Source organism: Paraburkholderia sp. BL23I1N1 (assembly GCF_003610295.1).
In the GTDB taxonomy this organism is placed as follows: Bacteria; Pseudomonadota; Gammaproteobacteria; order Burkholderiales; family Burkholderiaceae; genus Paraburkholderia.
The window spans coordinates 2,161,374-2,175,345 of the sequence record NZ_RAPV01000001.1 but is presented as its reverse complement, the minus strand read 5'-3'; the positions used below and the strand labels follow the sequence as shown (position 1 = coordinate 2,175,345).

The following is a 13,972-nucleotide window of genomic DNA, read 5'->3' as shown; positions in this document are numbered from 1 at the left end:
CCGCTAGAAGCGACGTAAGAACGTGAGACTGATTCGCGCAAGACACGACGTATAAGACGAGGCTTTGAGGCCAGGCTCGCTGCAAAGCCGTCACTCAGATGAGTATCAAGTGAGTACTGAGCGCGTGACGCACGCGCCCTCCCGGGTCGCCCAATCCGCACCGCTCACATTACGCGGAAAAAACGCCGCAACGAAAATCGAAAATAATTCAAAAATATTCGATGCCTTAGGCGATTCGAAAGAAAATGATTTAAAAATCGATTAAATGAAAATGCCCGTGGATGCCTGCATCCAGTCCTGCCATGGCATCCATCCTTACCGATGCAGCCGGATTCTGACGGATGCCGGTGGCACTTCTTACGCATTGCGACACCCTCAAGACACAAGCATAAAAATCTATTGAGAATGGGTAACGAAACACCCTGTTGCAATCTGATTCATTTATCTATTTCATTCCCGTTTTTTCACCAATTTATTTTCCCTAGAATCGATTGCACTTCCGTTGCGACGCGAAGCGAGCGCGCCCCTGTTTTCTTCTTAAGCCCTGTTCTAGATCGGGGATAGGCTCGCGCGGTCCTTCGCCCGGCTCATTCGCTTCACACCATGGACGGTTCATGACAGCTAGCGCACTGCCTTTGGCGCCTTCCCACTCACGCCGCATCGTGCAGCTCGACGGCTTGCGCGCTATCGCCGTGCTCGCCGTATTCGCCCAGCACGCGCTGAAAGCGCCGCTGTGGATGGGCGTCGATCTGTTTTTTGTTTTGAGCGGATTTCTGATTACCGGCATCCTGCTCGAACGCAAGGCGCGACAGCAGTCGTATTTCGGTTACTTCTACGCACGCCGGGCGCGGCGCATTCTGCCGCCTTATCTGCTGCTGATGGTGGTGTCGTCGATTCTGTTCGGCTTCGGCTGGGCGCAGCACTGGCAGTGGTACGCGTTCTTCGCGACCAATATTGGCGACGCGCTCAATCAGAGCGGCCATGACAGCCTGAATGTGCTGTGGTCGCTGGCGGTTGAAGAGCAGTTCTACATTGTCTGGCCGTTCGTGATTCTGCTGCTGCCTGAGCGCGTGCTCGGCTACGTAGCGGCCGCATTGATCGTTCTGGTGCCGGTGCTGCGCGCGCTCGCCACGCCCTGGTTCGATTCGTTCTGGCCGATCTATTACCTGACGCCGTTCCGCATGGACCTGCTGGCGGCCGGCGCGCTGCTCGCGGTTGCCGTAAGGCGCGATCGCAATGCACTCGAGCCGTTCAAGGGCCTCGCCGTACTCGGCTTTTTTGCCGCGCTGGCCGTGCTTGCATGGCTGCATCTGCATTACCCGCGATTCCGCGCGGCGAATACGCCGCTCTCGAACGCCGCGCTGTATAGCGTTTCGTTGGTGCTGTGCACGTCTGTCGTGGTCATCGCCCTGCAAAGCAAGGGCATCGTCAAGCGGCTGCTGTGCAACCCTGTGCTGGTCTATATCGGCACCATCAGCTACACGATCTATCTGATTCACCTGAGCGTGCTGTACACGCTGTGGCCGCTGCATCTGAACCGTTTTCTGACCGCGGCGCTCGCGCTCGCGATCACCCTCGCCTACGCCAGCATCACGTGGTTCGCGTTCGAAAAACGTTTGATCTTCGGCTCGGCAGGCCAGGCCCATGGGCCGGCCGGCAGCGTGTCGAGGGGGGCGTCGCAAGCGCCGCAAAGCCGCGCATGAGGCGCCGCGCGTGGCTCGCTGCGTGCGTATTGGCCGCTCTGCCGGTGCTGGCTTCGATGGCACGGGATGCGCGTGCCGGCAGCCCGGCTGCGCAGGTGCAGGTGGATGCCTACGGCGATTCGACCACGCTCGGCATTACCTGCAGCGGCGGCCATTGCGGCCCGCAGGCGCAAAACGCCGTGGCTTATCTGCAGGACGAGTTGCAGGCGAGGCACGGCGACCGGGTACACGTCACGAACTACGGCGTGGGCGGCACGATGGCCAGCCAGTTGCGCGACGGCATCGGCAGTCGCCACGCCGGCGCGACGGCCGGCCTGCCGTGGCAGGAACGGCTCGCCGCTTCGTCCGCGCAGATCGTGTTGATCAACTACGGCATCAACGAAGTCATGCAGAACCAGACGCCCGAGCAGTTTTACGCGGCCGAAACGGCGCTTGTGAAAACCGCTCGCGCGCTCGGCAAAGAGCCGGTTTTGCAGACCTCGAACCCGATGCCCGACAACCGCCTCAACGCGCGGCTCGCCGCGATGGTCGCGATGACGCGCCGAGTGGCCGCCGAACAACAGGTGCCGCTCGTCGATCAGTTCGCTTACGTCAGCAAACTGCCGGACTGGAAGACGCTGATGTCCGACGGCGCGCATCCGAAGCCGGATTTGTACCGGCTCAAGGCTGAACAGGATTTTCAGGTCGTCGATCCGCTGGTGCGGCGGCTGCTGGACGGCACGCTCTGAAGCTTTTTTCAAGTGCGCTTCTTTTTTCTTTTACCAATATCGAAGGCAAGCTATGAGCCAACCACGCAAAGCGATCATCACCGGCGTATCCGGACAGGACGGCGCCTATCTGACCAAACTGCTGCTCGACAAGGGCTACCACGTGACCGGCACTTACCGGCGCACGAGTTCGGTCAACTTCTGGCGCATTCGTGAGCTCGGCGTGCTCGATCATCCGAATCTGCGTCTGGTCGAACACGATCTGACCGACCTCGGTTCCACGTTGCGCCTGCTCGAAGGCGCGCAGGCAGACGAGCTCTACAACCTCGCCGCGCAGAGCTTTGTGGGTGTCTCGTTCGACCAGCCCGTGACGACCGCCGAAGTGACCGGCATCGGCGCGTTGAATCTGCTCGAAGGCATCCGTATTCTGAATCCGAAGACCCGCTTTTACCAGGCGTCGACGTCGGAAATGTTCGGCCTCGTGCAGGCGGTGCCGCAACGCGAGGACACGCCCTTCTATCCGCGCAGCCCGTACGGTGTCGCCAAGCTGTTCGCGCACTGGTCGACCATCAACTATCGCGAGTCGTACAACCTGTTCGCCAGCAGCGGCATTCTGTTCAATCACGAATCGCCGCTGCGTGGCCGTGAATTCGTCACCCGCAAGATCACGGACACCGTCGCGAAGATCAAGCTCGGCAAACAGGACGCGCTGGAACTCGGCAACCTGAGCGCCAAGCGCGATTGGGGCTTTGCGCTCGAATACGTGGAAGGCATGTGGCGCATGCTGCAGGCCGATGAGCCCGACACCTTCGTGCTCGCCACCGGCCGCACCGAGACGGTCCGCGACTTCGTGCGCATGGCGTTCGCCGCCGCGGGTTATCAGCTCGAATGGTCGGGCAAGGAAGAGCGCGAGACCGGCATCGACGTCGCCACCGGCAAGACGCTGGTACGCGTGAATCCGAAGTTCTACCGCCCGGCCGAAGTGGACCTGCTGATCGGTTGCGCCGACAAGGCGCGCGAGAAGCTCGGCTGGAAGCCGGAAACCACGCTCGAACAGCTGTGCCACATGATGGTTCATGCGGATCTTGGCCGGAACGAGCATCACGAGACGTTCTGAGCGATCGTGTCCGGCCCCGGCGCTCGGGTTTTTCCAAGTGTGGGGAAAAGCCTTGCGTCCGTGGCCGGTGAGAAATCAGGATTCTTTCCTGTCGGGTTCGCCTAGCGTAATCGGCCCTAAATTAAGCTGAAAAACGACAATCTATCGGCGCACTTAGCTGAATTGCGACAAATTTCAAATTTTCCGCTGCAAACTTAGCGCGTTAGCGACAAATCCGCTCGCCAACGCCTCACAGCGAACTTAGCTGAAAAACGACAAAAAAGGTACAATCCAAGCTCGATAGCGACATTCTGGCGCCGACATGCCCCTCTCTTTAGCGGAAAAACGACTTTCGGACGACATCCTGTTTGCGGACGGCGATCCGAAGTTCGACCGAGGCCTTCAGCGCCGCGCGAAAGACGGCCATCTGAAACGCGTCGCTCCTGGCGTGTACGTCCAGCCGGGCACCGACGAGGAAGTCGCTGGCCGAATCAGGCGAAGCTGGCAGAAAATCGCCGCACATGCGGTGCCTGGCGCCGTTGTCTCCCATCGCAGCGCATTGACGGGCGGCATCACGCCGTCCGATGAAGTCGTGCTGTCTCATCCAACACGATTCAACCGGCGCATTCGTTATCCGGGCCTTACCCTGGTGCTGCTGAAAGGCCCCGGTCCGCAGCCTCGCGACCTGCGTCTTGGTTCGCTCGACCTTTACTGGGCATCGCAAGAACGTGCGCTTCTCGAAAATCTCGGTCGAGCTGCAGCCACGACCCGGGCTGCGCGCGATGACATCGAAGAACGCCTGATTACCAGCCTTAACGCGAGCAAGGAGGCGGGACTCAACCTGATTCGCGATCGTGCTCGCGAACTCGTCGAACCGCTCGGCGCGCAAACCAGTTACGACGTACTCAACAGTTTGATCGGTGCGCTGTTGAGCACGCATTCAAAGGGCGTTCTCAAAACGAAGGCGGGGTTGGCCATCGCCCAGGGCACCCCCATCGACATGGAGCGCATGCGTCTTTTCGATTCGCTCGCCACGGCGCTACGCACGACGGTACTGCCGGATATCGCCGACATAGCCGATCAAGGCAACAGCCGTATCCATTTCGCCTTTCTCGAATCGTATTTTTCCAACTACGTCGAGGGCACCCGGTTCTCCGTGGAGGAAGCCGAAGGCATCGTGCTGCGTAACCAGATTGTCGCGCAACGCCCCAAGGATTCGCATGACATCCTCGGCGTGTTCAATCTCGCGTATCGGAGCGATACCCGGGCAATGGTGCCACCCGCCGGGCAAGATTTTGTCGATGTGCTTCAGGAACGCCATCGAATCATGCTTGAACGCAGACCGGAGGTCGACCCTGGCAACCTCAAGCTCGAGGCAAACTACGCGGGCACGACCCAATTTGTCCAGCCATCCCACGTTCGCGGAACCCTTGCCGAAGGATCGCGCCTCGCGCTGTCAATTCCTGAAGGTATGGCACGGGCAATCTACTATCTCTTCCTCGTCGCGGAGGTCCATCCCTTCGCGGACGGCAATGGACGTCTGTCCAGACTGGTCATGAACGCGGAGTTGTCCCGCAGGGAACGCTGTCGAATCATCATCCCAACGCTTTTCCACCCGCAGTTCGTGGATTGTTTGCGAGCCCTTACGCAAAGTGGGCGCCCGGAACCACTGATCACCGCCTTGTCGCGAATGGCCACCTGGTCCGCTGGATTCGATTACGCCGACGTTGCAAGCCTCATAGCCAGCATGAGAAGCGCTCACGCATTCGAAGAGTCTTCTGCCGAGTTCCGGCTTCTCAATGCCGACGGCAGTCGTGCCACCTGATGGCGGCACGGCCTGAGCCGTTCAATGCACCCCACCCGCCTTGATCGCCTCGCTATACACCGACGCCACCCGCTTTGCGATCACCGAGTTATCGAACTTCTCGCGTGCATAACGTCGGCAAGCCTCGGCATCCGGCAACTTTAGCGAGCCATTCAACGCGCCTGCCAGACCCGCCGCGATCGCCTTCGCGCCCGTCTCCGGCAACACCAGATCTGGCGACAAACCCGCCACCGCTTCCGGTAAGCCGCCGACCGGCGTCACCAGCACGGGCGTGCCCGAAGCCAGCGATTCAACGGTAATCAGCCCGAAACCCTCCAACGCCACCGTCGGCACCACGCTGATATTCGCCGCCCGGTACAACGCCGCCAGATGCTGATCGGGCACGAAGCCCAGCAGCTTGACGTTGTTCTCGAGCCCAGCCTCAGTGATACGCGCCTGCAATTCGCCTTCGAGCCGCCCCTTGCCCGCGATCAGCAGCAGCACATCGGGTTCGGTGCGCTTGAGCAGCTTCACCGCATCGATCAGATCTTCGAGACCCATGCGGCGCACCAGACGCCGCACGGCCAGCACGATCGGCCGGTCCTGCGGCAGTTGCAGCTTCAGGCGCGCCTCGGCCGGCGTGATCGGCAGATTGAACTGCTCGACATCCACGCAGCCCGGCACGACGCGCACGCGCTCCGGCGAGATGCGATAGCGCGAAGTCAGAATCTTGCCGAACGCCTCCGACAACACGATCAGACGCGACGAGCGCGCATACACCGATTGCTCCAGATAGCGCTTGGCGCGCTGACCGAACGAATCGGCGCCTTCGACGTGACTCTCGTCGGCCCACGGTCCCTGAAAATGCGACACCTGCGGAATGCCGCGCGTCACGTCGAGACCCGGAAACGTGTACAGCGCGAAGTGCGACGAAATCACGTCCGGACGCGAGGTGCCGATCTCCTGGCGCAGCGCGCGGCGTGCCGCCATCAGCCGCAGCGGCAGCGATTGTGCGGCGGAGCCGAAACCGTTGATCGCGCCGCCCGTGTCCGCGGCGACTTTGGGCGAGCCGGCCACCACGCCGCGCACGGCAACGCCCGCACCCGGCAGCGCACCAACCAGCGAGTAATACATGCGGTCGAGGCCGCCCGCGCGCTCAGGAAACCAGTGCATCCCGATCTGCAGCGATTTGATTGAACTCGTGCTCATGATTGTTGCCCCTGTGCGTTCTGAGTGTGGTGGTGAATGGTTTGCCCGGCGAGCGTGTTCAGCGTCAGCGCGTCGTTCCTCGCCACCGCCGCGGCTTCCGTTTCGCTGCGCAGGCGGTCCTTCTGCTGCCCTTCCAGTTGCCGGTACAGCGCGATGTATTGCGCGGCCATCCGCGCCCAGCCGAAGCCGGTCGCAAGCTCGTTGGCAGCGGCGCCCATAGCGCGGCGCGCGTCGTCGTTGTCGGCCAGGCGCGCGACGGCGCCTGCCAAGGCCTTGGGATCGTCCGGATCGTCGAGCACGATGCCGCATTCCGGCGTGATGATTTCGGCGCCGCCCGCCGTCCGCGCCGTGACCACCGGCAGGCCCGCGGCCATCGCTTCGAGCAGCGACAGGCTCATCGCCTCGTAACGCGACGGAAACACGAACGCGTCGACCGAATGCATCAGCACCGGCATCTCCTTGACCAACCCGAGAAAATGCACGCGATGCGCAATGCCGAGCGCTTTCGCCTGTTCCGGATACGGGCTGCCTGGCAGAAAACCGGCCACCGCGATCTGCACGTGTTCGGGCAGATGCTTGAGCGCGGCCAGCACCGTGCCGAGGTTTTTGCGCGGTGTGCGCAGGTCGCCCACGAACAGCAGCAGGAATGCGTCCGCCGGTAGGCCAAATTTCGCGCGGTCGCCCGTTGCGGCCGCGAAGCCTTGCGTATCGACGCCGTTGTAAATCACGTCGACCCGGTTGTGAGGCGTCAAACCGATCGCGCGAATTTCATCGGCGATCTTTTGCGACACCGCCGTGATCACTTTCGAGCGACGGTACGCCCAGCGTTCGAGCACGGCGTTGCAGCGCGTATAGATCGACTGGTACGCGGACCACACGCCTTTCGTGAGTCCGAACGGGTAATACTTGCTGCCAAACCAGCCGCTATGCACGAAGTGCGAGGTGTTGACGTCGGCGGGCATCCACGTGATGAAACCATTCACGTGCAACACGTCGTATTCGCGGCGATGCGCACGCAGCCACATCGCGCTCTTGAAGGCGAACACCTGCTGGCGCAGCAGATTGGTGGGCCACCAGCGGCCGATTTTTATCGGCGCCCAGCGTACGTCCGGATGCGCGAGCAAATCCGGCGCAACGTGCGAGGCAACCAGGGTGACCGCAATGTTCTCATCGAGGGCGGCGCGCGCAATCTCGTGGTTGACGCGCCCCTGGCCGTCGTTATGGCGCACGACGTGCGTGACAATGGCGACTCTCAATCAGTGCCTCCGTGGAGAAATAGCGTGCGTCTGCGGTTCATCTTGTCGTAGTGCACCGCGGAAAGGATCGAAAAAACACTCATGAAAAGCAGCAGGCCGCCCGTGCCGACCAGCGAATTGGTAAACACGAGCATGGCGAAAGTCGCGAGGCTGAGGCTCAGGCAGGCGGACACGAATTTGTCGTTGCGCAGCTTGAACGACGCGAGCGCCGCGCGCACCACCAGCCACACGATGCCGGACATATAGAGCAAGGTGCCGGGCCAGCCGAGCACGAACGGGATGTTCATCACGCCGCTGTCGAAGTTGCCGTACTGGCCGAGCTGACCGCCGTCGTTCGAGAGCTTGGTCGAGGTGCCGGTCGCGCCCATGCCTTCGCCGGAGACATCGGTAAAGGCTGTCTTCGCGAAGGTCGCGTAGAACTCGTTACGCGCGGCGTAGCTCTGGTCGTCGCTCAGGTTGACGAGCGTGTTCAGGCGCGCCTGCATCCGCTCGGCGACCGGGCCGACCGTGAGCAGCGGCACGCAAAGACCGGCAAGCAGCACCGCACTCGCGACGATCCGCACGCGCACCTTGTTGTTCGCCTTGACCAGCTGGATCAGGAGCGCGATCACCCAGCCGCCCCACGTCGAACGCACGAGGCTCAGCGCGAACGAAAAGAAGCCGAGCGCCGCCGCGATCCAGCGCACGCGGTGCGTCGCTGCCATCACGTAGACCATCGCGCCCATCATCGCGAACGCGAACGGTCCCGACGAGTTCATCGTGCTGAACACGCGCACGCCCATCGGCACGGGGTCGCCTTGCGAATTCATCTGCGAGCCGAGCATCCACAGCGCGTCCCACGGCGGCATGATGAAGAACTGGATCAGACCGTAGCCGCCCATCACCAGCATGCCCCAGATGAAGGTACTGACAATGGTGTCGCGATACTTCGGGTACTGATGCGTGTGCGCCATGATGTGAAAGCCGATCAGGATCGGATAGAGCCAGTTCGCGAGGTCATAGGTCGCGGCGAGCGGACCGCTCGACATCACGCCGATCATGAAGGCATAGGCGAGCCCCAACAGAACCAGCAGCACCGGCAGCCCGCGGCGTTGCGACAGCAGCTTGTAGTACCGGAGCAGGGACAACGCGCTGATCATCGTCACGGCGAGCGGCGCGACCTGGATCAGGCTGGTCGGCGTGAACGAGCCTTTGGACCAGTCGGCGAGACGCCGCACTTCCGGGCTCAGGAACCATAGCCACCACATGAAGCCGATGTAGCGCGCCGGGCTCTTGAAGTAGAGCCACAGGCCCGTCAGGATCGCGAGCACCGGGAATGCGAGCGTGAGCACCGTGCCCTGATGCGCGACGATCAGCATTGCCGTGATCAGCCACAGTAAAGCCTCCGGCAGCCACTCCTTGCGAGCGCCGGACAGCACCCGCCCCGCGTTGTCGTCGCCGGCTCGCGCAATCGTCGACATCGTTTAGAGGCCTCCGCGTGATTGGCGCGAAGGACCCTGGCTCTGGCCGTGACCGCGAGCTTGCCCCTGCACCTGCGCGTGACTGCCCGCGCGAATTCGCACCGGCTGCCTCACGGTGGTGGCGGCCGGCGCGGCGCGCTGCGCCGCTGCCGCTGCCTTGACGTCGGCGCCGGCCTCGGCCGCGCCTGCCGGCACACGTCCACGCGACGCGGCGCGCGCCCGCAACATCTCCTGCGTGACCTTCACGTGCTGCATCGCATAGTTCTGCGTGGTCAGGTCGCGCGACAGCAAACCGGCCGCCGCTGCCTGCGCCTGATGCAATGCCTCCATCGGAGAGGCGGCGAGCTGGTCCACCGCCTCGCGCAACGCCTGCGGGTCGAACGGCGGGATATAAGCCGCCTCGTCCGCCGGAAAATAATCCTGCAACGCGCCGACGTTGGTGACCACCATGGGCTTGCCGACCGCAGCCGCTTCCAGCATCACCGTAATGCCCGAGGCGTGCGAATTCGGACGCAGCGGCACCACGATCACGTCGGCCCAGTCGTAGAGTTCGTGCTGTTTCTTGATGCCCGAGAACAACGCGATCTCGACGTTCGGCGCACGCAGCGAAGCGGGAATCCGCCGGCGCGTCGCGAGCTTCACCGTGTAGCGCGCGTCGTTGCCGAAGGCCTTGATAAGCGTTTCCCAATCGCGGTCGCGATCGTTGCCGATCGCGGCAATCCGGATCGGCGAATGCGGCTTCCATTCGGTTGGCGCCTTCACGGGAAAGTCTTGTGTGTTCAAGCCGTAGAAGAGCGGCTTGGCATCGCGCCCGAAATACTCCTGGCACATTTCAGCGTTTTCGCTCGCGAGCGTCGTGAGCTGGTCGGCTCGCTTCATCAGCTTGCGATACAGCCAGCTGCGCAGAATTCCATAGGAAGGCCATTTATCGAGCAGCCACACGCTTTGCGCGAGCAGTAAGGGTTCCGCGTCACCACCCGCCTTGCGGCCGCTCAGCAGCAGCATCAGCGCGGCGGACAGCCATTCCTGCTCGGTATGCGTCCAGATCACGTCCGAGCGCAGCATCTCGGCGCGGTTGCGCCACGTATGAATGAAGTCGAAGCCAAGCGCCGCCTTCAGCGCGCGGCGCAGCAAACGCACCGGCTTGCTTTCGCGCGCGTCCTGCGAATAGGTCAGCCTGAACGCGTCGGATTCGGCATGGTGATAGCCGTACAGACAGCCGATGTTGTCGCCCGGCCGGTAAAAGCGCGGGTCGGCGCCGTAAAACAGATGAACGTGAACTTTCGTACTCATGCAGACACTCCGCTCTGCCGGTGAAAAGGAGCATCGGTATGCGCCAGCAGGCGCGAGTGCCGATGCACGAACGTGCAGGACGATTGGGTCAACGCGGGGTTACACAGGGTCGCGCGGCATTAGGCTGTTCGAGACAGCGCGCGGCGCGCCTCATGCGCACCGGTGCGCACCGCGCGCCAGCGCGACAGCCTCAGGCTCGCCTGTTTCGAAACCAGCGCGAGCGCGGCGTGCGTGAGACCCGGATAGACACGAGTGCCGACCAGCGTCCACCACCACCACGCGGTTTCGCGGCGCAGTGGCGGCAACTGGTCGCGCAGGATCAGGTGGAAATTGAAGGCGGCATTGCGCAACGCCGCCATGGTTTGCGCGTCGCGCCGATCGTCGTCGAAACGTTCGGCCGGGAAATGGTCGACGGCGACGCGCGGGTCGTACATCAGCTTCCAGCCGGCGTTCTTCACGGCGAGGCTGAAGGCCATGTCGTTGTGGACCTGGGCGCCCGCGCCGCGCAGACGCTGATCGAAGCGGATCGTGCGGACCGCCTCGCGCCGGTAGCTCATGTTGGCGCCCTTCAGGATGTCGACTTCGCGTGCGCCACCGACCCCAAGATGGTGATTGCCGATGATCTTGCCGTGCGCCGTGACCTTGCCGACCAGCGGCCGTTCTCCGTCGAGCACGCGGCCTTTTTCATGTACCCAGTCGCGTCCGCCCAGCGCACCCAGGCGCGCATCGCTTTCGAACGCGGCGGCAATCCGTTCGACCCAGTCCACGTGCGGCGCGGCGTCGTCGTCGGTGATCGCGATCACGGCGCCTGTCGCAGCATCCAGTCCGCGATTCAGGGCCGCGACCTGGCCGGGCACCTCCACCAGCGCGACGAACAAGGGCAAGCTGCCCGGTACGGCCGGATCGCGCAGGCAGGTGTGGGTTGCTTCGTCGTCGGCGCGCGCGACCACCACCACTTCGTCCGGCGCGCGCGACTGCCGTTGCAGCGCCGCGAGGCAGCGCGCCAGGTCGGCCGGGCGGCGGTAAGTTGGAACCAGTACCGTCACTTTCATCGTGATGTCCTTGTTTATCGGGTTTGCGCTGGGTTCGGAATGGGCTCAAGCCGGGTGGCTCAGGCGCTCAGATATTCCTGGACCGCTGCATAGCCGCGGGCATAACCGCCGCGCGAACGCGCCGGCATCCCGTTGAAAATGCCGCCCTGCACGTGCACGCCGGCTGCGCGCAGACGCTTCAACGCCTCCGCGATTTCGCTTTCGTTGTGCACGCCCGAGCGCATCACGAAGAAGGTCGAACCGGCATACGCGCCGATGATCGACGCATCGGTCACGGCCAGTACCGGCGGCGTGTCGATCAGGATCACGTCGTAGCGCTTGGCGAGGCCGTCGAGGTATTGCGGCAGACGCGGCGACATCAGCAGTTCCGACGGATTCGGCGGGCGGCGGCCGCACGAGATGAAGCTCAGGCTTTCGACGTTCGTGCTGCGGATCGCTTCTTCGAGCGAGATCTGCCCGCTCAGCAATTCCGACAAACCGTTGTCCTGCGCACCGCCCACATAGCGTTCCAGCACACCGCGACGCATATCGCCGTCGATCATTAGCACGCGTTTGCCCGAGTTCGCGAGCAGCACCGCCAGATTGACCGTCAGGAAGCTCTTGCCGACGCCGGCCATGGGACCGGTCAGCATGACGATGCGGTTCTTCGCGTCCAACATCGTGAACTGCATGGACGTGCGCAGGCTGCGCAGGCTTTCGATCGTGACGTCCTTCGGCCGCGCATTCGCGAGCACCGAGCGCAGGCGTTCGCCGCCGCGCTGGAAGGCGCTTTCGAGCACGGCCTGTTCGGCGCTCAAGGGCACGAGACCGTACACCGGCAGATGGAACGCACGCTCGATATGGTCGGGGTCGTCGATTCCCTTGAACATATTGCGGCGCAGGAACACGAAACCGGTGCCGCAGATCAGCCCCAGAATCACGGCCGCCGAGAGGATCAGCACCTTCTTCGGCTTGACCGGCGCACCCGGGCGCATCGCCTGGTCGACGATATGCACGTTGCCGCCGGTACCGGCCTTCTGCACCGACAACTCCTGCACGCGGTTGAGCAGCAGCACGTAGATGTCTTCCGCCACCTTCGCGTCGCGTTGCAACTGCACGGCCTTCACTTCAGTGGCCGGCAGATCGCGGAAGCGGTCGGCGTATTTGGCGCGTTGCGCCTCCAGTTCGGCCATCTGCTGGCGCGCGGCCACGAGCATCGGATGGTCGTCGCCATAACGCTCGGTCAACTGCGCCATCTGCAGACGCAAACCGGCGATCTGCTGCTCGTACTGCACGCTGCCTTCGAGGTAGACCTTGGCTTCGTCGCTCGCGTTGATCGAGCCGGACTGGCGCTGATACGCGGTCAACGCGGCTTCGGCGCGTTCGAGATCGGACTTCAGGCGCGGCTCTTCGCTCTTCAGGAAGTCGAGCATCTTGCTTGCGTCGACCTGCTTGTTCGACACGTGCTGACGCACATACGACTGCGCGAGCGCATTGGCCACCAGCGCGGCGTGCTCAGGGCTCTTGTCTTCCAGCGAGATCTGGATCACGCCGGTTTGCTTGCCCTGCTCCTGCACGGTGATGGCCGACTGGAACGCGGTGATCGCGTCAAGGTCGTTAAACCGCGTCACGGTGAACTCTTCACCCGGGCGCGCCACCAGCTTGCTGACGAGAATCGTCACGCCGCCGCCCTGCTCCTGCTGGCCGACCTGGCCGCGCAGCAGCAGCGAACCGTTCTTTGCGTACAGTTCGTAGTGCTGGTCATCCTGCACCTTCATCGTGAGCTTTTCGCCTTCCAGCGCGGGCACCACGTCGATCGAATCGACCTCGGCATCTTCACCGCCCCAGGCGTAGGACGACAGACCCAGCCACGGCCGCGCCGGCTGGCCCGGCGTGGCCATGTGCGCGGCGATGCTGCCGAGCAGCGGGAACGTCTTCGGCACGACGCTGAAGTTCAGCTTCAGTTGCTGGACCACCGGGCCGACTACGCCGCGGCTTTTGATGATTTCGATTTCGGCGTCAGTCGGCAGCGACGTCGAGCCGGTGGTAATCGCCGCGCCCGTCTGCGTTTGCGTGAGCGCCTGCGAGGTGTTGTCGGACTGCTCGACCCGCACGTGCGCATCGGCCGAATAGATCGGCTTGGCGAGGAAACAGTACGCGGCGGCCAGTGCGACGATCACGGCGGCGATCGAGATCAGCCACCAGATGTCGTCGAGGATCACCTGCACCAGTTGCCCGAGGACGACGTCCTCTTCTTCGGTCTTGATCGGACCGGCCATGTGTGGAGAGATTTGATTGCTCACAATTCGATCCCGTTTCGGTTGCTTCGGCGTGGGCTTCAGCGTGTGCCTGGGTGCGTGCTTCTGACATGCGCCCGGGCGGTTGCTTCGGTCCCGCGCCGCTCCAGGAGCGA

11 protein-coding genes are annotated in these 13,972 nt (G+C 63.0%); 5 read left to right on the top strand and 6 right to left on the bottom strand.

The annotated features are described in order from the left end of the window. Nucleotides 1-109: 109 nt before the first annotated feature. The 5 genes from B0G76_RS42825 to B0G76_RS10280 all read left to right on the top strand — a co-directional run bounded on the left by B0G76_RS42825 (nt 110) and on the right by B0G76_RS10280 (nt 5,331). The gene (locus tag B0G76_RS42825) at nt 110-265 is read left to right on the top strand and encodes a hypothetical protein (protein WP_183082020.1); all 156 of its coding nucleotides are present in this window, start codon (nt 110-112) and stop codon (nt 263-265) included. Nucleotides 266-614: 349 nt separating this feature from the next. After that, entirely contained in the window at nt 615-1,703 is a 1,089-nt protein-coding gene (locus B0G76_RS10295) for an acyltransferase (protein WP_120291837.1), read from the top strand. Next, nucleotides 1,700-2,431, top strand: a complete 732-nt coding sequence (locus tag B0G76_RS10290; RefSeq protein ID WP_120291835.1) for an SGNH/GDSL hydrolase family protein — start codon at nt 1,700-1,702, stop codon at nt 2,429-2,431. The genes B0G76_RS10295 and B0G76_RS10290 overlap by 4 nt, the downstream gene beginning before the upstream one ends. A 52-nt stretch (nt 2,432-2,483) precedes the next feature. Continuing rightward, complete coding sequence (gene gmd, locus B0G76_RS10285; RefSeq protein ID WP_120291833.1) at nt 2,484-3,527, top strand: GDP-mannose 4,6-dehydratase; 1,044 nt, start codon at nt 2,484-2,486, stop codon at nt 3,525-3,527. A gap of 427 nt (nt 3,528-3,954) precedes the next feature. Further along, nucleotides 3,955-5,331 (top strand): Fic family protein, encoded by a 1,377-nt coding sequence (locus B0G76_RS10280; protein WP_259460538.1) that lies wholly within the window; start codon nt 3,955-3,957, stop codon nt 5,329-5,331. Between the two features lie 21 nt (nt 5,332-5,352). On the opposite strand, the gene B0G76_RS10275 is transcribed toward B0G76_RS10280, so the two are convergent. The 6 genes from B0G76_RS10275 to B0G76_RS10250 form a co-directional block, all read right to left on the bottom strand. Then, nucleotides 5,353-6,519, bottom strand: a complete 1,167-nt coding sequence (locus B0G76_RS10275) for a glycosyltransferase family 4 protein (RefSeq protein WP_120291829.1) — start codon at nt 6,517-6,519, stop codon at nt 5,353-5,355. Then, nucleotides 6,516-7,775, bottom strand: a complete 1,260-nt coding sequence (locus tag B0G76_RS10270; protein WP_120291827.1) for a glycosyltransferase family 4 protein — start codon at nt 7,773-7,775, stop codon at nt 6,516-6,518. The genes B0G76_RS10275 and B0G76_RS10270 overlap by 4 nt, the downstream gene beginning before the upstream one ends. After that, nucleotides 7,772-9,235, bottom strand: coding sequence for a glucose-6-phosphate isomerase (locus B0G76_RS10265; protein WP_120291825.1), 1,464 nt, complete (start codon nt 9,233-9,235; stop codon nt 7,772-7,774). Before B0G76_RS10265 ends, B0G76_RS10270 begins: the two co-directional genes overlap by 4 nt. Before the next feature lie 3 nt (nt 9,236-9,238). Further along, complete coding sequence (locus tag B0G76_RS10260) at nt 9,239-10,528, bottom strand: glycosyltransferase family 4 protein (RefSeq protein ID WP_259460537.1); 1,290 nt, start codon at nt 10,526-10,528, stop codon at nt 9,239-9,241. A gap of 119 nt (nt 10,529-10,647) precedes the next feature. Continuing rightward, nucleotides 10,648-11,580: a glycosyltransferase family 2 protein gene (locus tag B0G76_RS10255; protein WP_120291823.1), complete on the bottom strand. Its 933-nt coding sequence runs from the start codon at nt 11,578-11,580 to the stop codon at nt 10,648-10,650. Nucleotides 11,581-11,639: 59 nt separating this feature from the next. Further along, the gene (locus tag B0G76_RS10250) at nt 11,640-13,838 is read right to left on the bottom strand and encodes a polysaccharide biosynthesis tyrosine autokinase (protein ID WP_120291821.1); all 2,199 of its coding nucleotides are present in this window, start codon (nt 13,836-13,838) and stop codon (nt 11,640-11,642) included. Nucleotides 13,839-13,972: the final 134 nt, after the last annotated feature.